The organism is Humibacter antri, from assembly GCF_054777235.1.
This window is the reverse complement of sequence record NZ_BAAHAW010000024.1, coordinates 39,369-60,954: the sequence shown is the minus strand read 5'-3', so window position 1 is coordinate 60,954 and position 21,586 is coordinate 39,369. Positions and strand designations below refer to the sequence as shown.

Sequence of the window (21,586 nt, the reverse complement as noted above, 5' to 3'; positions counted from 1 at the left end):
CCAAGAATGCGAAAATCCCACCGAATCGGACTCAGCCAGCCATCACCATCGGCTCGGTGGATCCAGGTTAAGCGGCTCCTCACCGGGGTGAGTCCGAAGGTACTGACCCAGACCCTGAGGCGTCTCGAGGACTCCGGGCTCATCACACGCACGGTGTATCCGTCCGTGCCCGCCCACGTCGAATACGAGCTCACAGACCTCGGACGTGGCGTCGCCGAACCGCTGCGGAGTCTGCGCGTCTGGGTCGAGCACCACCTCGACGATGTCGTCGGCCTCGACCGCGAGAGAGACCTCACGCTCGTGGAAGGCTGAGCTGATCGCCCGCCACGTACAGACGTCTCAACCGGTGAGGGCCGGTTAGCGGGTGAGCACCAGAACGAACAGAAACGCCCCACCCGAGTTCTCAACCATCGGGCCGAGAGTTCGGGTGGGGCGAAATGGTGGAGCTACGGGGATTCGAACCCCGGACCTCTTCATTGCGAACGAAGCGCGCTACCAACTGCGCCATAGCCCCAAGTGCGTATGAGACTTTAGCACGTCGCACCGTGACTATCGGGCCTACGGCGACTCGCCGCCTCGCACTCGGGCCACGAGCAGATCCGCGACGGCACGCATCCCGTCATACGTTGGATGAAACGGAGCGGATGCACGCAGTCTGAAGCCGCCGACCCACGGCTCGCTCGACCACGCATGGTGCCCGACGGAGAGGGCGCCGACCGGCAGGAACTCTGCCCCCGTGCTCCTGCCGACCTCGTCCTGCGTCGCACTGAGTCGTGCAGCAACCCGATTGCCCCAGGTCAGGGCCGCCGCCGGCATTCGCCTCCGATGTACGGATGATTCGGCGGCCCCGACCATCCTCGGAAGAACCGTGAGGTAGTCGACGAACACGATGTGCGCGAGCGGGGCACGCGACCGCACTGCTTCAACGAACGTGGCCAAGTTGGCGGCAAGCCGGGCGAAGCCCGCGTCCACACTGGAGTCATCAGGCAAGGCGAAGTGCCGGGCTCCGCCGCCGATGAGGGGCCGAAGCCAGCGAGGCGCACCGGCGACGGTGAGGCTCCCGATGTATTCCACATCGTTGCCACCGATCGTCACCGTGACCAGCCGGGTGGCGGAGTCGACCGCCTTGATCTGAGCAGGCGTTCCCGTCGGGCTCTGCTTCAACAGATGTTCGCTGGTCGCACCGGAGTATGTGACGTCGCGCAAGGACAGACCCAAATCCGCTGCAGCCAAGTGCGCGTAGTTGACCTGCGAGCGGCCCGCATCGGCCGGCGCGCTCGAGGCGATGGGCGTCAGACCTGGCCCCGCAGCGAACGAGCTCCCCAGGGCGACATAGGTGCTGCCCGACCCGATCATGCGGGCCTGGCCGAGGTGTCTCGTGAGCCTCCGTCAACGGTGACGACGTCGGGTACCAGGTCGAGGACATCCGCCGGAATCTCCCCGCTCCCGCGTTCGATCAGACGCACCGGGATGACGATGCGCTTGAACGGGCTCGGCTCTCCGGAGATGCGTGAGAGCAGGGTCGCCGCACCGGATCTGCCCAGCTCCTCGGCATCGCCGGTCACCACGGTCACCGGCGAGGGGAGCATGTTGGCCAGCCTGAAGTCGTCGAATCCGACCAGCGCCTTCTGCACTCCACGGTCCCTCATCGCTTGCAGGACACCCTCCGTCAAGAAGTTGGTGGTGGAGAAGATGGCAGTGGGCGCATCCTCGCGGTCGAGCAGTGATCCGGTCGCTTCGGCCGCGTCTTCGACGGATCCGCTTCGCAGCTTGACGACGAGTCTCTCGTCGAGCGGAATGCCCGCGCGCTGCAGGGCCCTGTTGTATCCCCGACGCCGCAGGCCGGTCGTGTAGTGCGATGGCGCGACCACGATCGCGATCCGTCGGTGACCGTGGGCGATCAGGTGTTCCACCGCCATCCGACCCCCGCGCTCGTTATCGAAGATCACGACGTCACCGTCGGCGCCGCGCGCAGGCCGGTCGATGAAGACCAGGGGAACGCGCGCATGCCTGTTCGCCCTGGTGAGGAACGAGTGGTCGCTCTGTCCCGGAACCATCACGAGTCCTGCGACCCGACGGCCCAAGAGCTCATCGACGCCTTGCCTCTCCGCATCGGCATCCTCGTCGGCCGAGCTGAGCAGCACGGCGTACCCCGCGGTCTTCAGCTGGCTTGCGACGCCCTTGGCGATGGCGGGATAGAACGGGTTGGTGAGATCGCCGAGCACCAATCCCACGGTGCGCGAATTCTGTCCCGGCCGCAGAGAACGAGCGATCTCATCACGCTGATAGCCCAGCTCGTCGATGGCCGCGTGCACTCGAGTAGCCGTCGCGTCGCCGACGTTTCGCTCGCCGTTGACAACGCGAGACACGGTGACGACGCCGACGCCGGCCCGGTCTGCCACGTCGCGCATCGTGGGGCGAGACGTGCGCGATCCGACGTTCACCTGCGTCTCGTCCCTGTCGATTCCACCGTGCGGCACCCGCGATCCACCGTATGTCTCCCCCATTTGCGCACCAGTCCGCGGACCGCTGGAATTCGCGGAGAAGGTGCGTACCGCAGCATTCACCTGGGAGTGCCGTCGACGCGAACGACGCGCCGACGGCACTCCCAAGGGTGCGATTACCGGTTCTGCTTGATGATGTCGTTCACCTGGCTGACGTAATCAGGCAACGTCGAGATCGGCGCCTTCCCTTCCAGGATGGGCAGGAACTTCGCGGTCGTCACCTGGTTCACCTTGGGCGCCCAGGTCGGCGTGAAGCGGATGCCGACGAGGTGCTTCGCGCCCAAGTCCGCCTTGACCGTCGATTCGATCGACGGCGGCATGCTGCTCAGCGCCTTGAAGTACGAGGGCTGAGCCTTCACGTATGCCGGTGGCGCGACAGGCGTCTGCGACAGCACCTTGCCGAACACTGTTCCTTCGAGGTACTGGAGCACCTTGAAGTCCGCATCGGGGTTGGCGGTCGTCTTCGGGGTGCAGATGCCGACCGCGTCGTACGTCGTCACGAAGTCTGCGCCCTTCTGGGCGACCGGGAACGGAGCGAACCCGTAATCCACCTTCGGCTTGTCCGTCATGAAGGAGGCTGCCAGCCATTGCCCGCCCTCCAGCATCGGAACCTTGCCGGCCGAGAACAGCGACGTGGCATTGCTGTCGTCGTAGCCGGGTGGCGTGACCGATCCGGCCTTGATCGCGTCAGCGAGCTGCTGTACCGCCTTGGTGTAGGCCGCGTCGGCCTGCACCTTTGTCGGGGCATTCGTGCTGTCGGTGAAAGCCTTGCCTCCGGCCGACACCGAGTAGTTGCCCAGCGCGAAGGGAGTGTCCGTCCCCGGAGCCCAGTGAAGTCCGAACGTCGCACCGTTCTTGTTCGACAGCGCCGCCGCATCCGCGTACATCTCGTCCCACGTCCAGCCTGCAGCCGGAATCGCGAGCCCCGCAGCCTTGAACGCGTCGGCGTTGTACCAGATGCCGTACGTGTTCAGAAGGGACGGCAGGCCGCCGATCTGACCCGATTTGGTCTTCCAGTTCGCCAGGGACGTACCGAAACTCTTGTCGTCAAGACTCGAGCCGCTCTTCAGCTTGCCGCTCCAGTCGGTCAGCAGCCCGATCGCCGAGTACTGCTGCTCGGTGTCGTTGCCGCACCAGAAGAGGTCGGGAAGCTTCTGCGCCTGAGTCAGCGAGGAGAGCTTGGCGGAGTAGTCGCCGCTTGGCGTATCCAGGCGCTTCACCGTGATGCCGGGGTCGTGGAAGTCCGCCAGCGCCTTGTCGATGAGTGCGTTCGTCTGCGCCGTCTCCCACGTCATGATCGTGACCGTGGTGTGCTTGGCGCCGGAGCTGCCACCCGACGAGCATCCGGTGATCATCAGGGCGGATGCCGCGAGCACTGCGAGTGCGCCCGCGATACTGCTTCTCTTCATTTCACTCCTTGATGTAGGTGCCGTGCTGGATATCCCGGAACGGGGTCATTTCTGGGTCGTGGTGCCGAGGGCGCTGAGCCCCCGTACGAAGTAGCGCTGCGCGACGAAGAACACGAGCAAAGGCGGCAGCATGTAGAGGATGTTCGTGGCCATGTAGGCGGACCAGTTGGGCGTCTGTCCGGCGAAAGCGGAGACGAATGAGGCCATGCCGACACTCAGCGGCCACTTGCCCGAGGTGTAGAGATAGATCAGCGGATTCAAGTAGTCGTTCCACGAGTACTGGAAGGCGAGGATGGCCATCGTGATCCAGACCGGCTTCGTCATCGGGAGCATGATTCGGACGAAGATCGTGAAGTAGCCCGCGCCGTCCACCTTCGCCGCCTCGTCGATCGAGTACGGGATGGCAAGGAAGTACTGCCTGGCGAGGAAGATGAACAAGGCGTTGCCGCCGAGGAACGAAGGCACGATGAGCGGCAGCCAGGTGTCGTACCAGCCGATCGCGCGGAACATCGTGAACAGCGGGATGATCCCGATCACCGGCGGCAGCAGCATGCTGCCGACGAATAGGTAGAACCAGGTCTTGCGACCGGGGAACCGCAACCTCGCCAGGGCGTATCCGGCCATCATCGACGTGGCGACACTGCCGATAACGGACAGTGCCGTGATGATCACCGAGTTGAGCAGCAGCGTCGGAAAGTTGATCTCCGCCGGGCCATTGATGAAGTTCTCCCAATGGAACTGGGTCGGGACGAGCGTCGGGGGGACGTCGAAGACCGCCGACTTCCCCTTGAGCGCGATGCTGAGCATCCAGAGCAGCGGAAGAATCATCACGACGCAGATCAGGAGTGCGAAGAAGTACCACGTCGCCTTTCGGGTGACGAGCCGCTGTGCTTTGCGCCTGGGCGATCCTTCGGCTGCAGCGGGCACCCCGCTGCCGGAGGCGGCGATCTCAGTCGTTGTCGTCACTGCTGTAGCTCCAGATGCTTGAGAATCGAGCGGTCAAGGCGACGACCACGACGATGATGATGAAGAGAACCCAGACCTGTGCCGACGCATAGCCCAACTGGGGAACGTTGCCGAGCTTCGGGAAGGCGTTGTTGTAGAGCGACAGCATGAGGGTGTCCGAGCTGAACCCGGGTCCGCCCTGCCCGTCGGGAGACAGGATCTGCGGCTGGGCGAACGCCTGCAGCGCCGTCGTCAGTTGCAGCACGATCTGCAGAAGCAGGATCGGGCTGATCAGAGGAAGGGTCACCCGGAAGAAGATGCGCCAAGGCCCCGCCCCGTCGAGGCGGGCGGCCTCGTAGAGTTCCTCCGGCACGGCCTGCAGCGCCGCGATGAAGATGATCATCGTCGAGCCGACTCCCCAGAGCATCACCAGCACGATCGAGGGCATGATCGTGGTCGGTGAAGAGAGCCAGAGCAAGGGTTTGATGCCGAACAGGCCGAGCACCTGGTTGGCCAGACCCACCTGCGGGTCGAAGACGAACTTCCACAACGTCACCGTCGCCACCACGGGCAGCACGACGGGCAGGTACAGCAAGGTCCGTACCAGCCCGACGCCCTTCAGTCGCGCGTTGGCGAAGACTGCGAGCGCCAGGCCGATCAGCAGTGAGAGCGGTACGTAGAGGATCACCATGTATGCCGTCGCCTGCAGCGACGGCCAGAACGACGGATCCCTGGTGAACATGTCGACGAAGTTCTTCAGGCCGACGAACTCGGGTTGGGACAATCCGTTGTACGACGTCAAAGCGAAGTACGCGGATGCGCAGAGCGGGAACACGACGAACGTGGTGAACCCTATGATCGCGGGCGCCAGGAAGATGTACGCCGGTCGTGTTTCGGAGGAGAACCGACGTTTGGAGCGCGGCACCGGCCTGGGCGGCCGCGGTTTCCCGGGCGCGGGCGAGGCTGCAGATCGCTGCACTGCTTGGGACACTCGCATCTCCTCCATTGGAGTGGTCTTGCCGTCAAGATGAGCGTGGAAACGTTTCTACGGTAACGTTTCCATTCGCCGACCGAAGTCATGGTCGCGCAATTCCCAAGAGGAGTCAAGGGATTTATGGAAACGTTTCCGCGATCGGGATGGAAAGTCCCCGACGCTATGGCGGCGCTCGCAGAGGATCTTTCCCGTGCATTGGCGGGAACGGCGGCGGCTGCGATCGTGCGCGCGTGTTTCACCAACACCTGGACTTCTGCGATGCGATGGTCGACGGCATTCGGCCAGGAGGAGGTCTTCGTCGCTACGGGCGACATTCCCGCGATGTGGCTGCGGGACAGCGCCGCGCAGGTGCGACCGTACCTCGCGCTTGCGCACGACGACACAGTCGGTCGCATGCTTGTCGGAGTGCTCCGCCGCCAACTCAGTTCGGTCGAGATCGACCCGTACGCGAACGCGTTCAACGACGGGCCGACGGATGCACATCCGGAGCAGAGCGACGTTCCGCGTCCCGCTCCCGCCGTTTGGGAACGCAAGTACGAAGTCGATTCTCTGTGCGCACCGTTGCAACTGGGCTATGCCATCTGGCGGGCGACCGGCCGAGTCCACCACCTCGACGAGCAATTCGTCCGCGTCTCCAAGGCGGTCATCGCGCTCTGGCGCACCGAGCAGGATCACGCGGGCTCTGGTTACCGATTCAGGAGAACGGAGGGTGAATTCGCCACCGATTCGCTCCCCCGCCACGGCAGGGGCGCACCGGTCGGGCCGACCGGGATGACCTGGTCAGGTTTTCGGCCGAGCGACGACCGGTGCACTCACAGATACCTCGTGCCGGCCAACGCGTTGGCATCGTCGAGCCTGCATGGACTCGCGGAGTTGGCACACGATGTGCTACTGGACGACGAGCTCGAACGCGACAGTGTCGCGCTCGCGACGGAGATCGATGCAGGAATCGAGCGCTTCGGAGTGCACGAGCGCGATGGCGAACGCATCTTCGCGTACGAGCTCGACGGCCTCGGCTCCGTGCTACTCGGGGATGACGCCAACCTGCCGAATCTGCTGGGTCTTCCACTGAGCGGTTGGCTGAATGCGGATGACCCGGTCTATCAGGCCACCCGACGCTTCGTGCTCTCGCAGGACAATCCGCACCACTACGCGGGCGAGTTCGCCTCGGGTCTCGGCAGTTCTCACACGCCGCGCGATCACGTCTGGCCTCTCGCGATCGCGACCGTCGGGTTGACCGGCGATGAGAACGATGCGACTCGTGCACTGCACCTGCTCGGCTCCACGACGGGAGGCACCGGCCTGATGCACGAGAGCTTCCACGTGGACGATCCGACCCGGTTCACTCGATCCTGGTTCGGCTGGGCGAACGCGATGTTCTCCGAGCTCGCCCTCGATCTGGCGGGGAGGAGTGTGAAGGACTATTTCCCGCGCCGGAGCGCCGCCGTCACGACTGCAAGCCCTGCCTCGACGCGCCCGTAGCCATCAGCCCACGACGCCCGCGGGGGAGGCCTCCCCGCTTCCCCTCTCGCACAGGCTGACTCCGAGGACGATCCGTTCCGGTGGGAGGTCGTCGCCGCTCATCCTCGCGAAGAGACGGTCGGTCGCCACCCGCCCCAGTGCTTCGGCATCTGCGGCCACGACCGTGATCGGGGTGGGCAGCAGGTCGGCGTACGGAAAGTCGTCGAAGCCGACGATCGCGGGTCGCTGGGGAACGGTTCGCATGGCTCTCAGCGCACCAAGGGTGGCGAAGCTCGTGGTGGAGAAGATGGCGGTGGGGGCGTCCGCGAGAGCCAGTAGGCGCCTGCACCCTTCTTCGGCCATTCCCGGAGAGCCTTGGCGAAGGCGGACCACGAGTGATTCGTCGACGACGACTCCCGCGTCGCGCATGGCGTTGCGGAAGCCACGAAGCCGCCGCCCCGTCGTGTAATGCGATGGCGCGACGAGAACCCCTATCCGGGTATGGCCGTGGCCGAGCAGATGCTCGGTCACCATTCTTCCTGCCGCCTCGTTGTCGAAGAGCACGGCGTCGCGCTGCACCCCCGATGCCGGCCGGTCCAGCATGACCGTCGGCACTCCCAAGCCCTCGCCGCGCTCATCCAGATATCCGTGGTCGCCCCGGTCGGGAACCAGAAGCAAGCCCGCGACCCCGCGAGCGAGCAATCCACGAACGGCCATGCGCTCGGCATCGGGATCCTCATCGACCATCGCGATCAGCACTGCGTAGCCGCGGCCGGCCGCCACCGCCATGGCACCCTTGGCGAGGGTCGCATAGAACGGGTTCGTGAGGTCGCCGGCGACGAGCCCGATCGTTTTCGGGCCCTGTCCTGGGCGCAGTGAACGGGCGATCTCGTTCGGCCGGAAACCGAGTTCGCGGATGGCCAGCTCCACGCGCTCCTTCGTCGCCAGGCTGACGGGCGCCGATCCGTTCACGACTCTCGACACGGTTCCGACGCCGACCCGGGCGCGCGAGGCCACGTCCTTCATGGTCGGCGGCCTCACAAGCGCACCCTGCAGTTCCGACACGAACCCTCCAACGGGCCATTGTCTCAGCTAGGGACGAATGGGCCTTGACCCCTCACCGGGTGACGGCGCTACTATCGTCGCTGGAAACGTTTCCGAGTGTGCCGGCGAAACGCCAGGCTCGCTCCATCACGATGCATGTTCGCTCCATCACGATTCAAAGGAGAAGTATCGATGTTGAGTAGAAGGATCCTGTTGAAGGCAGGGCTCGGCGCTGTCGGCGGTGCAGCGCTGTGGGCTGCCGGCACGACCTCGGCGACGGCGGCGCCTTCCGAGCCGGCCTGGCCATCCGTGCCCAGCGGGTCTCGTTCAGCCGCACGTGCTCTGCAGTCGTGGTCCGCTCTCCAGCAGTATCTGCTGGCGAACGACGGGTCGAACCTCGTTCATGAGACGTACCCTGCGCAGCAGGGCGACCCCAGGTACGGCTATGAGTGGTCCCACTCCCAAGTTCATGTCGCCGCGCTCGACCTCGTCGCGATGCGGCCCGACCACATGGCCCGTGCGGCACTCGATTCGCTGGCGCAAGGTCAGGAGCACTACTGGGAGCCCACGAGCACCACGGGAATGCCGGGTTACGCCTCCGGCGCGCAGGCGCCGTACGGCAACAGCGGCGATCTCTTCTACGACGACAACGCCTGGGTCGGCCTGGAGAAGGTGCAGCTGTTCCTCATGAACGGCGATCAGGATGCGCTGCAGCGCGCCGAACAGATATACGCCCTGCTGCAGTCCGGCTGGGACGACGACCCTGCCCATGCGGATCCCGGAGGAGTGTTCTGGACGCAGGCGTCATGGAGCCACGACCGCAACACCGTCTCCAACATGCCGACGGCGCTTCTCGGCGCCCGGCTGTACTCGATCACGGGGAACCGGGACTACCTGTCGTCGGCTCTGCGCTCATACGACTGGACCAACCGGTACCTTCTCGATACCGACGGGCTGTACTTCGACCATGTGAGCCTCGACGGAACCGTCGAAAAGACGAAATGGTCGTACAACCAGGGGATTCCCCTCGCTGCGGCGTACGCACTGTTCCTTGCCACGCACGATCGCTCGTACCTGAATCACGCAGTAGAGGTCGCAGAGGCGAGCTACGGGCACTACATCGAGACCGGCACCATCGGCGGGCAGCCGATCTACTTCAACTCGATCTACTTCAAGTCGCTGCTGCTCCTCGCCTCATCCACTCACACGCGCAAGTACTACGACGCGATGAGTGACTACGGCGACCTTCTGTGGACCGACCGCAGGGACGCGGCCACCGGCCTGTTCTCGCAAGACATCAGCGGCGCGACGAAGGCGCTGGAGCAAGGTGCAGCGGTGCAGGTGTATGCGACGCTGGCGTCCCATCCGTCGAAATGGGCTTTGCTCTACTGACCGGCCCCGCCCTCGCGGGCCCAGGGGCCTGTCGGCCGCCTTCGTCACGCGTCAACCTCGGCGTCGCGCGTGACGAGGCGGCACGCATCCGCCGCCTCAAGCCAGCAACTGCCAGGCCGCCAGGTGCACCGCTTGCGGGTCGTTCTCCTTGCTCTCACTCCCCGGCGCGGTCGAACCGAGTTCGTCGGGCTGACCACCGTAGCTCGCCTTGGTGACCGTCAACTCGACCGTGCCGGCCGGGATGTCGACCTGCTCCAGCCAGGCGAAGGGCCCGGTCCAGTACGTCGTGTAGAGACAGGCATCCGAACTGTTCCCGGACGACGGCGATGGTATGGGCAGCGTGACCGCCGAGGCGCACTCATAGGAGTAGACCTTTCTGCCATCGACGGAGATGGTGAACGCGACGAGCGAGCCGCCCGCGGTCTGCCAGGCAGGGCCACCGGTGAACAGCGCGAACCCCTTGGCCGGCTTGCTCGTCTTCACACTGAACCTCGCGGGCAGGGTGGTGGTGACGTACGGCCGGGCGGGAACCGGCACCGAGCCGTCCTGCAAGTTGGCGCCGAACGTTCCGCGAGTCAGGACCGATGCGTCACCGGAGGGCGCGCGCACCTTCTTGCCACGCGCGATGTCGGTGAGCTGGGCCCACCATCCGGGCGCGACCTCGACGGTGCTGCCGGACGGCAGGAAGACGTAGGTGAGCAGGTCGTCCAGCTGCACCCGTGCGATGCCGCCGTTCACCTGCACGCTCGAGGGAACGCCCATGCCGTCCCAGACCTGAAGACTTCCGGATGCCGACACCCGCAGGTCCACTGCCGCCTTCTCCATGCCGTTGGCAGCCAGCACCACGACGTCGTGATCGCGCCCGCGGTAGTGCAGTCCCGCGAAGAGACTGTCGCCCACTCCCCCCGTCGGCCCGAACCCGAGCTTGGCGGGCGGATGCTCACGTGTGCAGGTCGTTCCGTGCAGCGCCTCCGACATGACGTGGAGCGCGTACGCTCCGGCGCGCATGTTCCCCGTCGAATCGCCGTTCTGCCCGTCCACCATGAAGGTCGTCAGGCCGGAGCCGTGCACATCGAAGACCCGGAAGTCGTAGCTGTGCTCTTTCGGCCAGCCGAACGACTCGAACACCAACCGGAGCACCGTGCGCTGGCGGGCATCCCGCCGCGGCTGGAGCACGCCGTACCCACCGCCGTTGATGCCGGTCTCGGTGAGCCACAGGTCGAGCTTCGGACTGCCCGAGGCCGCGAACCTTCGGTTCAACGCCCCGAAGAGCTGACGCAGCGCCACGATGTTCGAAAGGTTCTGATGCGAGTCCTCCATGTGGTCGGTCACCGCATCGACCGGGCAGGCCGCGAGGAACACGCCGAGGTCGTCGAGCGAGCTCGCCGCCATGATTCCCGCGGAGTCGAAGCCCATGACGTGGGCGGACGGGTCGACGGCCAGGATGGCCTTGCGGCACTGAGTCCAGTACGAGATCACGTCGGGCATCTTCCAGCCGCCGTTCTCCGGCTCGTTCGTCGGGCACTCGTAGTAGGCCCCGACGTGCCCGGCCCCCTTCAAAGCCGCTGCGAGTTCCGCCCATTCGTGCGCCGTCGGGCTAGCGGTCGGAGCCTGCGCCTGAGGAGCGGGTGCCACCCACACCGAGCGAGGGCGCGCCGGATCCTGCGGCGCCGCAAAGTACGGATCTCCAGCGAGCGCGGCGACGGTGTCTGCTGCCTTGCCCGGTTGATAGGAGTAGAGGTCGCGGTCGGGCGCCACGGCCAGCCAGGCGCCGATGCCCGGCTGTTCGGTCGGCGCGTACAGCTTCGTGGGCGGGCAGAGCACGACGTTGCCGGTGGCGACCCCGTGCCGGCCGTCTCCCGTGAGGACGGTGTAATGGCCTGGCCGCGCTGCCGAGCCCCCCTCCCATACGCCGTCGCGGCAGACCGTGATCGACTTGTCGGTGGCCGACATCGATCCGCGACCGACGCGCGTGCCCCGGGCATCCAGCACCTGCCAGCTCGTCGCCCCGATCGGCAGGCCGAGCTGAAATCGGTTGGACTCAGTGGTCGATCCTGACAGCTTGATCGTTGGCTTTTCGTAGTAGATGCCGCAGAAGGCGGTCGCCTGAAGCATCACGCCCGGATGCGACGACTCGCCCTGCCGCACCGGTTGCTGGTCTGCAGCGGGCGCGGCTCCGTCGCCACGCGTCAGTTGCGTCACCGTGAACGCGGCCGCACCGACGACGATCACTCCGCCCGCACCGATGAGTGCCTGCCTGCGTGTGATCCGTCCGCGATCGCCGTCGCCCGCCACGGTGGCATCCTCCCCTCAGAAGCTCCGCACGACCCGAACGCACGCCTCGAACATGAGAATCATTCGAGCATACGCTGCACCAGCAGGTGCTTCTGAGGCTTTCCCGTGGTGGTCATCGGCAGGTCCGCAGCGGCCAGCATGGTGAATCCACGCGGCACCTTGAACGGTGCAAGGGGCTCCCGGCAAAAGCGAACCAGATCCTCGCCCACGTTGAACAGCTCATTGCTCAAGCCGCTCCCGTCAATGCTCGCGGCGCGATGACGGGCAGCGTGGCGGCTCAGCCGGCCGCGCGACGGCGCCGTAGCGCCTCGTCCAGGTCGATGTGCTCGCTCTGCACATCGTCGAGAACTCCCATGCGTGCGTACCTGCTCGACACCACCGGTGCCAGGGATGCCTGTGCCTGATCGGCTCGCTCCCCCGCGGATGCCGGCAGCCCGCCGGTCCGAGGGTCCCGCACCGGTTCGACGGCGGGAAGCGTCGGAACGCTCGCCGCAGCGATTCGCGCCGCGCGCTTCTCGAGCTCGGCGCAGGCCGCGGCCCTGCGAAGTGCGACGGCAGCATCCAGCGACGCCATCGCGGTCGCCGCACGCGATCCGGGCGACTGGTACATCGGCTTGGGCAGCGGCTGCGGCGCCCAGCTCCCATCGCGCTCCTCGACCTGCTCGGGCGCGGCAGCGGCTCGCGCGAAAAGCGCGTGGTCGTACAGCTCGGGATTCCGCCGCACGACGGGCAGGTGCGAGCGTCGGGCGGCCTGGTGGGCGGCGACCTGCTGAGCAAGCCGTCGCAGTACGGCGATGGCGCAGACCAACAGCGCGGCGGACGCCGCCAGGAGCCCCCACGACTGCGCCACCACCATCGAGTACGCGCCGAATCCGATGCCGACCAGCGAGGCGATCACCACGCCGGTGGTGGCCAGCCGGGTGCGGCGAACGGCATGTGCGAACGCCCTTTCGCGTTCGTCGCGCGTCTGCGGCGCGGTGCGAGTCCGCGCTGCGGTGTGCGCCGTCCCTTTTCCTCGCGATCCGGCCGCATCGACATGCGAATCTGCCGAGTCGTTCACAGCGGAGGCAGCACGCGACGGGTTCTCAGGAGCGATCGCGGCGGCCGACGCGGCCGCACGCGCCTCGGATGTCGCGTGGGCGCGGGCCGCGGCATCCGCCTTTGCGCGCACCTTCTTCAAAAGCCTCTGCTGGCGGGCTACGTCACGGGCCGTGGCCTCGACCCGCACCTCCTCCGGCGCCTCGGCCGTCTCGGCGAGGATGCGCAGGGTCTGCTGCAGGCGCACGGCGTTGCGTTCGGCGTTGAGGTAGTCACGCCGGCGCAACCAGGTCGGCAGAAGATAGGCGAGCCAGAGCGTTGCTGCAAGAGCGATCACCACGCCGCCGCTGAGCGTTCCGCCGTTCACGAGCTCGCTCCGCATGCCAGTGCCGGCCCGCGCATAGGGCGGCACTGTCCACGTTCCCCCGGGTGCATGTGACTACGGTAGGCGGGTCGGAGTCCCGCGGCCCGCCGCGGCCGCCGTGTGTCTGCGAACTTGCTCGCTGCCGGTTGTCGATTCCGTCGAGATCCGGGCCGGCAGATACGGCCGGACGCCGGCTTCGACAGGCTCGGCCGGTGCACTCCGACGAACCGCACTGCTATCAGCCGCCCCGGCCGACGAGCGGATGCGCCGCCGCCTCGAGATCTGCCTGCGGGATCGTGGCGGCATCCTGTGGCGCCTCCCCCGACTTCCAGCGCCGCAGCACGCCCTGCGGGATCTCCTCGACGACCAGCGCGAAGCAGAAGTGGTCACGCCAGTCGCCGTTGATGTGGATGTACCTGCGGCGCAGCCCCTCGTACCTGAAGCCGAGCTTCTGCACGACGCGCATCGACGGCACGTTCTCCGGTCTGATGCAGATCTCCATGCGGTGCAGCCCGAGCTGGAAGAAGCAGTAGTCGGTCGCAAGCGCCACGCTCGTGGGCGTCACGCTCTTGCCTGCGAACCGTTGCGCCACCCAGTAGCCGATCGTGGCAGAGGCCAGCGACCCATACGTGATCGACGACACGTTCAGCTGACCAGCCAGTTCACCGTCGTGCTCCATGACGAACGGCAGCCCATGACCGGCACGTGACGACGCCTGCAAGGATCGGATGCTCGCCCGCGTGTCGAACACCGCAGGGCCGTGCGGGCTGGTCGCCTCCCACTGCCGCAACCAGCCGCGGTTCTCGAGCAGTTCTTTCTCCAGCACGCGCGAATCGCGCAGGCGGATCGGGCGGATGCCCACAGCACCGTCGCTGAGGCTGGGCACGTACACGGTTGGTCGCCTTCGGTTCTCTCGCAGCAGAGTTCCTCCTACGGCAGAGGCTCTCGGCGGCTGGGCTTCGTCAGCTGAGCTTATTCGCTTGCCAGGCTGATCAGACGCCGGCGGCGCCGTTGCCCACGCCGGGCTCCTCGAGCGTCTCGCCGTCCGCCGGCTCGTCGGCGAGTCCGGAGGCGAACTCGCGCAGCCACGGGCGCAGCTGAGGCCCGAGGTCTTCCCGGTCCACGGCGAGCTGCACGATGGACTTCAAATAGTCGAGGCGGTCACCCGTGTCATAGCGGCGGCCACGGAAGACGACGCCGAACACTCCGGGACCTTCGGGATCCGCGGCCAGCTCCTGCAAGGCATCCGTCAGCTGGATCTCGCCGCCCTTGCCTGGCGCGGTGTGCTCCAGCACGTCGAACACCTCGGGCTGCAGCACATATCGGCCGATGATGGCGAGGTTCGACGGGGCATCCTCCGCCGAGGGCTTCTCCACCAGACCACGCACACGCACGACGTCGCCTTCGTCGGTGGCATCGACGGCTGCCGCACCGTAGAGGTGAATCTGCGACGGCTCGACTTCGAGAAGCGCGACCACGGTCGCTCCGCGCTGCTCGGCCACCTCGATCATTCGAGTGAGCAGTACATCGCGGCTGTCGATGATGTCATCGCCCAGCAGCACGGCGAACGCCTGGCGACCGACGTGCTTCTGCGCACGCAGCACCGCGTGTCCCAGGCCTTTAGGGTCACCCTGCCGCACGTAGTGCATGTCGGCGAGGTCAGTGGAGTACATCACCCGGCGCAGCTTCTCCATGTCGCCCTTGGCCTGGAGCGTCGACTCGATCTCGGTCGCACGGTCGAAATGGTTCTCCAGCGGCGACTTGTTGCGACCGGTGATGAGGAGAACGTCGTTCAGCCCGGCCTCGACGGCCTCTTCCACCACGTACTGGATGGCGGGTTTGTCGACGACCGGCAGCATCTCCTTCGGCATCGCCTTGGTGGCCGGCAGGAACCGGGTGCCGAGACCGGCAGCAGGGATGACAGCTTTGGTGATCGCCATCTGCTCAGGCTATCTGCTGACTTCTGAGGGGAAAGAATCGCGGCCGGTGCTCAACGGCGCGCCCATTAGGATGCCCGGTATGGCCTCCGACCCGAGCAGCGCCAAGCGCGCGCTCCGCGCCGATCTCCGCGAACGCCGGCAGAACCTCACCGCCACCGAGCGCGAGAAGGCGGATGCCGGCATCACGGCGAATCTCCAGCAGCTCGTCACGGAGTACGACGCCGGCTCGCTCTCCTGCTATCTGTCGGGACCGAACGAGCCGAACACGCGGCCGTTCCTGAACTGGGCGTTCGCGGAGCACCTGCGTGTGCTGCTCCCGATCAGCCGCGAAGACGGCCTGCTGGACTGGACCGTCGACGACGGTGAATCGGAGACGCTCGGCATCCACGGCTGGCCCGAGGCCGTCGGCGAATTGCTCGGGCCGATCGCGATCAACGACGTCGACCTCATCATCGTGCCCGCCGCCGCCGTGGATCCCAGCGGCATGCGCATGGGCTGGGGCAAGGGCTACTTCGACAAAACCCTGGGCAGCATGGAAAAATGTCCTCCGGTGTATGCCGTCGTATTCGACGGCGAGGTGCTCGACGAGGTGCCTCGGGAACGGCACGATGAACCGGTGACGGGCGCAGTGACCCCCTCCCGCATCATCCGTTTTCGCTGAAAAGAGATCCATGCCCACCTATTCGTACAAGTGCTCCGAATGCGGACACGCCTTCGACATCCACCAGTCCTTCAGCGACTCGGCGCTGAAGACCTGCCCGGAGTGCGGCGGCGAGTTGCGCAAGGTCTTCGGATCTGTCGGCGTCACCTTCAAGGGCTCGGGCTTCTACCGCACCGATTCGCGATCCGGCGCATCCCAGTCCTCGCCTGCGAAGAAGGATGCCTCGGGCTCGGAGTCGAAGCCGGCGTCGTCGGACAAGAAGAGCGAGACCAAGAGCTCCGAGAAGAAGGTCACGACGAGTCCGGCCGGCGCCGCCGGGTCTGCGGCCTGATCGGCCTGTTCTCTCTTACCATGTAACGTCGGTACACCGCGGCCGCCCCAGGTGGCGGGCCGCAAGCCACTACACATGCAGGGGGATGCGCGTGCTCAAGGGCTTCAGAGAGTTCATCATGCGCGGCAACGTGATCGATCTCGCCGTCGCTGTCGTGATCGGCGCGGCATTCACCGCGGTCGTGAACTCGATCGTCGCGGGGCTGATCAACCCGCTGATCAGTGCCGTCTTCAACTCCAAGTCGCTCGACACAGCACTCAAGGTCGGCATTCCGACGATGTCGGGCGGCACGTCGTATCTGACCTTCGGCGCGATCATCGGTGCGCTCATCCAATTCCTCGCCGTCGCCGTGGTCGTCTACTTCGCGTTCGTCATGCCGATGAACCACTTCCGCAAACTCGCTGAGGCCCGCCGCGCGGTGAGCCCCGACGCCGAGGCGGAGCAGCTTCCCGCCGACGTCGAGCTGCTCACGCAGATCCGCGACCTGCTCGCGGCACAGGCGGATGCCGGCCTCACCACCCCGAAGACCGACGGCACAGGCGGTCGGCACGCCGACGGCGCCACCGAGTAGCTTCCCGCCCGCCAGACCCGCCGCGACTTGATGGTCTCATCCCTCGTTTGCATCGAGCGGAGATGATGGGACGGGACGGCCCTTCTGTGTGATCGCAAGCACTGCGGTGACGGCGCCTAGCCTCTGGACCCTCCTGCGCCCCAATGGGGCGGCAGGTCGCGCTTCAGCCGGTCGTCGTTGGAGTCCGATCGATCGCCCCAGGCACGGTCTGTGTCTTCGGCCGCCCGCACCGGCACATCGGTTGCCCCGCCGGAACGCTCCCCGGATTGCGGCGCCGGATCGGCCCCGGGCGCGCCGGGACGCTGCACCCGTCTTCCCGTCCTTCGCCCAGCCACCCCTCAAGAGTACGGGCGCGGTCCGGCCGGCCCCGGCACCCGTTCATTTCTCAGGAGCACAGCCTCCGGCAGAGCGGAGGCCTCCGCGAAGGTGCCGGCATTCGTCGCGCGCCGGGCGCAACCCTCCTGAGAAGCGAACGGGGTCGTGCTGCCTTTCGCGACGGCCCGTTGGACGCGGTTCAGGCCTTCTCGTCGGACTCGATCGTGCCCAGCAGGCGACCGATGCGCTCCGCAACGGCTTCCGGGTCGGCGAAGAGCTCGAAGCTGTGGACGCGCACGTAGTGCCAGCCGAGCCGCCGCAACACCTCGGGACGAAGTCGAAGCGATTCGCGCAGGCTGGCGGTGCCGAGCCCGCGGTCCGTCTCCACCACCACGGCCTTGCCGGCGTACGACGCGGCAAGCGGCAGCGCGCCACGGTGGCCGAGCTGCACGTTCATGCCGAGCTTCTCGAGCCGGTACGCGAGATCGATCAGCAGCGGCTCCGAGTCATCCGGAACGTCGTCGGCCGACGCCTCGATCTCCGCCGCCTCCTCCAGCACCTGCGCGAGCGCCACGATGCCGTGGCGCATGCGCGACGGGTCGATGTCTTCGGGGCGGAAGCACGACACGATGTCCATCGCGCGCCGTGCACGGGTCAGGCCGACGGCGAGCATCCGTTCGCCCCCCGGCTCGCCGAGCGCGCCGAACGACGACAGCAGCCGGCCGTGCGGTGTGCGGCCGTAGCCGATCGAGAAGATCACGCGGTCGCGACTCTGCGCCACCGCCTCCTCCAGTGTGACGACGGTGAACGGCTCCGGGCGGTCGCCGAGCACGAAGTCGGCCAGTTCCTGGCGCTTGGCGGATGCCGCCAGCACAGCATGCTGCACCCGCACCGCATGCTTCGGGCTGGCCGTGACGACCATGAGCGACTCGCGCGATCGGTTCAGCGCGTGGTCGAGCACGAGTTCGGCCACGCGGGCCACTTCGGCGTCGACGCTCTCCACGGTTCCGGTGTCGCCGTCCGGCATGCCGTGGCCGCCGCGCACGTAGCTGAGGGTGAGGCTGGCGTGTCCTAGATAACTGCCCGCCCACGGCAACGACTCGATCTGCCCGCCGTAGAAGCGCCGGTTCACGAGCTCGGCCAGGTCATCGCCCACGGACCGGTAGCTGCGCGTCAGCGTGTACACGGGCAGCAGGTCGGCGAGCCGGGCGAGCGCTGAGTTCTCGTGCCAGACATCCACATCGCGGTGTTCGGGTTCGACGACGGGTTGACCGGCATCCGTCACCGCGATGCGGAACGGTGACGGCGTCTGCGTCACGGGGTCGCCGAACGCCACGACCTGACGAGCTCGGCGCAGAGCGCCGATGGTCTCGGCGAGCGTGCAGGCGCCGGCATCGACCAGCACGACGGTGTCGAACGCCATCGACGGGGACAGAGACGCCACATCGTACGGCGAGGCGAGCCACACCGGTGCCAGCACGCGGCCGAGCTGCGGCGCACGCTCGGCCAGCACGGCGGGGCTGACTGATCCGTTCTTCAGCATGCGGCGCAAGGCATCCGCCTGCTCCACGTTGTCGGCCAGCGCGATCTTCCACTGCACGGCCAACTGTGCGGCCAGCAACTGGCCGGTTGCAGATGCGTGCGCCTGGTCGACCAGACGGAAGTCCGCCTCGAGGCGGTCCAGCACGCGCGTGTTCGCGCCCAGCAGGGCGCGGTCGTCGACGAGGAGGGTCTCGAGCACCGACTGCCACCACGCCAGCTCGAGCTCCGCCGCCACGTTCTCGCTCGTGACGTGCCGGGCTGACAGGTCCGAAAGCAGCGGGTCGAGGCGCAACTCGCGCAGCCGAGTCAGCAGCGCCGTACGCTCCTGCAGATTGACGAGCACCTCGGACTCGACCGCGAGCCCGCCGAGCATCTGCGTGAGCTCGCCGAGCGGCGTCGCGGTGAGCGATTCCTTGGTGCGCGAACGGCCCAGCGGCACGTCCAGGCTCATCAGGTCTTCCGAGACCTTCTGGTACGCGACCTGCACGTCGGCGACGCCGACCGGCACGCGCGGGGGGGCGCCGGCATCCGCGAACCGGTTCCACAGCTTGCGCTGCTGCTGGATGCGCCGCAGCGACTCGTTCAGGTCGGCGACGTGGCCGCCTGGACGCACGTACTCCAGGGCGAGCTTGCGCAGGCGCCGCCTCGTGGCTCCCGACATCGACGTGGCATCGCGGCGGTTGGACGTGGCGGTGATCAACTCGTCGAGCGGACGGTCGAAGACGGAAGGCAGGAACCGGTCAAGGGTCTCACGCAGGTCGGCAAGCAGTCGCAGGTAGATGCCGAGTTCGGCGATGTTCTCGAACGGACGCAGCCTGGTGCCCTCGATGAGCACGGTCGAGCGGTCGATGAGCCTCGGAACCTCGATGCTGCTCAGCCGTTTCGCGAGGGTGTGCGCTGCCGTCGCCTCGGCCGTCGAGTGGAAGTCCGCGCCGTACCACGGCGAGTCGTTCGGTCCGTAGCGGAACTCGCCCAGCGCTGCCGCCTTGCGCAGGATCGAGGCCGCCTCGGTGCGGTCGTGCGCTAGCGCCTCGATGGATGCCCGGTCGAGCCGTGCCTTCGTGCGCGGCGGCGAGGGCAGCAGGGCGAGCCGTGCGAGTTCTCCCAGAGCGTCGAGCACGCTCACGCCGAACGCCGGATCTGGCGCGGTCAGAGCACCTCGGTAGTCCAGAAGCACCCGTCGCAGGCGCACGAGCGCATCATCCACTTCTGCCACGTTCGGCTTCGTGGTCTTCTCGTTGCGGGTGATCGAGCGGATCAGGTCTCGGCGAACGGAACGGGTCGCCACTGCGGCCCCGCCCAGCCCGACCTGCTCGAGGCGGTGCGCGATGGCATCCAGACTGGAGCGACGCGGGCCGACCACGAGCACGCGGCGGTTTCGGGAGACGAGCGCGCCGATGGCATCCACGATCGTCTGCGTCGCGCCGGTGCCTGGCAGCGTCTTCACGACGATGGAGTTGCCGCTGGCCACCTGGGCGACGACACCCTCCTGCTCGGGGTCGGCATCCAGCAGCAGTGTGTCGATCGACGGCGGACGGTTGTCTTGCGGAACACCTTCGGCAGGCGAGAACGCGGTCTCCACGCGGTCCTTCGCCGCCGGGTTCCCGGCGAGCGCGAGCAGCACGTCGTGCTCGAAGTCGCCGAGGTCTTCGGTCATGCTGTGCGCGACGTCGGCGAACGACGACACGACCAAGCGGGGCTGCACCGTGAACGACGCGACGTGACTGGTCAGCGAGCGCAGCCGATCGATCACCGGCTGCGGCTTGAACACACCGTTCGTCTCTGCGAGCGCGACGAACGCCTCGGCGTCGAGCACGATGCGGAACTGGTCGTGCAGCGCGCGTTTCAACTCGGGGTTGAGCACCGTCTTGCCGCGCAGCTTGAGCTCGAAGTCGCGGCCATAACGACGGATCGCGACCGGCCGCAGCAGCACCGGCGCGGTGTACTCGTCTGCTCCGTTGCGCCAGCGGGCCAGGCCGATGCCGAGGTGAACGGCGTCGATGCCGCGCACGGCCCGCAACTCGATGCCCTTGGCAGTGATGGCGCCTGCGGCGGCTTTCGCGGTGCGCAGGGCGATGTCGTCGCGGATGAGGCTGGAGAGCAGGGTGCGATCACCCGTGATGAACTGGGGGAGTCCACCCGGATGCGTGGCGCTCAGCTCGATGCGCGTGCGGGGCGTGTCCACGAAGTGCAGCAGCGGCGACGGACCGCCGATCTCCGCGACCTCGTCACGCCACTGGGCCCACACCGGCTCCGCGATGTTGCCGGGAACCACGTTCGGATCACCGAGCGTCACCGTGTACGGACCCGTCGCGGAACGCGGGTCGAGAGCATCCTCTTCCAACGCCTCCAGCGACGTGTAGTCCACGTCGCGTCGTTTCTCGGGTCTCCGCACACCCGAAACCCTATGCGGCGCATGGTCGGATGCCGGTGAGGCAAGGCCGTTTCTGCGGCATCCGGCGGCCCGCACTGCCATTGGCGATCGATCGCACGCTGCGCCTGCTGCCACTGCCGGTGTTCCATCGGAGGTTGCGCCGGAAATCGCACCCTGCGCCGGAAATCGCACCCTGCGCCGGATGACACTGAGGGTCTTCCATCGGAGGCTGCGCCGGAGATCGCACGATGCGCCGGAGGAAACGCCTGCCTCCTTCCGGCGCAGCGCGCGAATTCCGGCCGACGGTGTGTCGGGAGGCACCGGGCGGGGAGGAGGGAGAGAGCGGGAGGAGGGAGGGAGAGAGCGCGGGAGGGAGACGCCGGGGCGAGCACGGCACGACCCTCGT

General features: G+C 67.0%; 18 protein-coding genes and 1 tRNA gene. 6 read left to right on the top strand and 13 right to left on the bottom strand.

Annotated elements, in window-relative coordinates; genetic code table 11:
• Positions 1 to 312 (top strand): winged helix-turn-helix transcriptional regulator (locus tag ACYVDK_RS11795; RefSeq protein ID WP_460521912.1); only part of this gene is annotated, 312 nt, incomplete at its 5' end.
• 126 nt (positions 313 to 438) lie between these two features.
• Here the strand turns inward: ACYVDK_RS11795 and ACYVDK_RS11790 are convergent.
• The 6 genes from ACYVDK_RS11790 to ACYVDK_RS11765 form a co-directional block, all read right to left on the bottom strand.
• Positions 439 to 514: transfer RNA gene (locus ACYVDK_RS11790), tRNA-Ala, on the bottom strand.
• Positions 515 to 558: 44 nt separating this feature from the next.
• Positions 559 to 1,356 (bottom strand): SGNH/GDSL hydrolase family protein, encoded by a 798-nt coding sequence (locus tag ACYVDK_RS11785; protein ID WP_460521910.1) that lies wholly within the window; start codon positions 1,354 to 1,356, stop codon positions 559 to 561.
• The gene (locus tag ACYVDK_RS11780) at positions 1,353 to 2,507 is read right to left on the bottom strand and encodes a LacI family DNA-binding transcriptional regulator (RefSeq protein WP_460521908.1); all 1,155 of its coding nucleotides are present in this window, start codon (positions 2,505 to 2,507) and stop codon (positions 1,353 to 1,355) included. Before ACYVDK_RS11780 ends, ACYVDK_RS11785 begins: the two co-directional genes overlap by 4 nt.
• A 113-nt stretch (positions 2,508 to 2,620) precedes the next feature.
• Entirely contained in the window at positions 2,621 to 3,913 is a 1,293-nt protein-coding gene (locus tag ACYVDK_RS11775) for an ABC transporter substrate-binding protein (protein WP_460521906.1), read from the bottom strand.
• Positions 3,914 to 3,958: 45 nt separating this feature from the next.
• Positions 3,959 to 4,879: a carbohydrate ABC transporter permease gene (locus ACYVDK_RS11770; RefSeq protein WP_460521904.1), complete on the bottom strand. Its 921-nt coding sequence runs from the start codon at positions 4,877 to 4,879 to the stop codon at positions 3,959 to 3,961.
• Complete coding sequence (locus ACYVDK_RS11765; RefSeq protein WP_460521902.1) at positions 4,863 to 5,849, bottom strand: carbohydrate ABC transporter permease; 987 nt, start codon at positions 5,847 to 5,849, stop codon at positions 4,863 to 4,865. Before ACYVDK_RS11765 ends, ACYVDK_RS11770 begins: the two co-directional genes overlap by 17 nt.
• 123 nt (positions 5,850 to 5,972) lie before the next feature.
• On the opposite strand from ACYVDK_RS11765, the gene ACYVDK_RS11760 reads away from it, so the two are divergent.
• Entirely contained in the window at positions 5,973 to 7,334 is a 1,362-nt protein-coding gene (locus ACYVDK_RS11760; protein ID WP_460521900.1) for a glycoside hydrolase family 125 protein, read from the top strand.
• A gap of 3 nt (positions 7,335 to 7,337) precedes the next feature.
• On the opposite strand, the gene ACYVDK_RS11755 is transcribed toward ACYVDK_RS11760, so the two are convergent.
• Positions 7,338 to 8,378: a LacI family DNA-binding transcriptional regulator gene (locus tag ACYVDK_RS11755; RefSeq protein WP_460521898.1), complete on the bottom strand. Its 1,041-nt coding sequence runs from the start codon at positions 8,376 to 8,378 to the stop codon at positions 7,338 to 7,340.
• A gap of 171 nt (positions 8,379 to 8,549) precedes the next feature.
• On the opposite strand from ACYVDK_RS11755, the gene ACYVDK_RS11750 reads away from it, so the two are divergent.
• Positions 8,550 to 9,749: a glycoside hydrolase family 76 protein gene (locus ACYVDK_RS11750; protein ID WP_460521896.1), complete on the top strand. Its 1,200-nt coding sequence runs from the start codon at positions 8,550 to 8,552 to the stop codon at positions 9,747 to 9,749.
• A 96-nt stretch (positions 9,750 to 9,845) separates the two neighbouring features.
• Here ACYVDK_RS11750 and ACYVDK_RS11745 read toward each other — a convergent pair whose 3' ends face one another.
• From ACYVDK_RS11745 to galU, 5 genes are all read right to left on the bottom strand, one after another.
• The gene (locus ACYVDK_RS11745) at positions 9,846 to 12,044 is read right to left on the bottom strand and encodes a hypothetical protein (protein ID WP_460521894.1); all 2,199 of its coding nucleotides are present in this window, start codon (positions 12,042 to 12,044) and stop codon (positions 9,846 to 9,848) included.
• A gap of 59 nt (positions 12,045 to 12,103) precedes the next feature.
• On the bottom strand, positions 12,104 to 12,274 hold the full coding sequence (locus ACYVDK_RS11740; protein WP_460521892.1) for a hypothetical protein: 171 nt from the start codon (positions 12,272 to 12,274) through the stop codon (positions 12,104 to 12,106).
• A gap of 47 nt (positions 12,275 to 12,321) precedes the next feature.
• A complete protein-coding gene (locus ACYVDK_RS11735) occupies positions 12,322 to 13,449 on the bottom strand; it encodes a hypothetical protein (protein ID WP_460521890.1) in 1,128 nt (375 codons plus the stop codon).
• Between the two features lie 235 nt (positions 13,450 to 13,684).
• Positions 13,685 to 14,338, bottom strand: a complete 654-nt coding sequence (locus ACYVDK_RS11730) for a GNAT family N-acetyltransferase (RefSeq protein ID WP_460521888.1) — start codon at positions 14,336 to 14,338, stop codon at positions 13,685 to 13,687.
• A 100-nt stretch (positions 14,339 to 14,438) separates the two neighbouring features.
• On the bottom strand, positions 14,439 to 15,386 hold the full coding sequence (galU, locus tag ACYVDK_RS11725; RefSeq protein ID WP_460521886.1) for a UTP--glucose-1-phosphate uridylyltransferase: 948 nt from the start codon (positions 15,384 to 15,386) through the stop codon (positions 14,439 to 14,441).
• Between the two features lie 79 nt (positions 15,387 to 15,465).
• Between galU and ACYVDK_RS11720 the strand changes: the two genes are divergently transcribed.
• From ACYVDK_RS11720 to mscL, 3 genes are all read left to right on the top strand, one after another.
• Entirely contained in the window at positions 15,466 to 16,047 is a 582-nt protein-coding gene (locus tag ACYVDK_RS11720; RefSeq protein WP_460521884.1) for a 5-formyltetrahydrofolate cyclo-ligase, read from the top strand.
• 10 nt (positions 16,048 to 16,057) lie between these two features.
• Positions 16,058 to 16,378, top strand: coding sequence for an FmdB family zinc ribbon protein (locus tag ACYVDK_RS11715; protein ID WP_460521882.1), 321 nt, complete (start codon positions 16,058 to 16,060; stop codon positions 16,376 to 16,378).
• A gap of 91 nt (positions 16,379 to 16,469) precedes the next feature.
• The gene (mscL, locus tag ACYVDK_RS11710) at positions 16,470 to 16,949 is read left to right on the top strand and encodes a large conductance mechanosensitive channel protein MscL (protein WP_460521915.1); all 480 of its coding nucleotides are present in this window, start codon (positions 16,470 to 16,472) and stop codon (positions 16,947 to 16,949) included.
• Between the two features lie 514 nt (positions 16,950 to 17,463).
• Here mscL and ACYVDK_RS11705 read toward each other — a convergent pair.
• Positions 17,464 to 21,201 carry an AAA family ATPase gene (locus tag ACYVDK_RS11705; protein WP_460521880.1) on the bottom strand — a complete coding sequence of 1,246 codons (3,738 nt, stop codon included), beginning with the start codon at positions 21,199 to 21,201 and terminating at the stop codon, positions 17,464 to 17,466.
• Positions 21,202 to 21,586 lie beyond the last annotated feature (385 nt).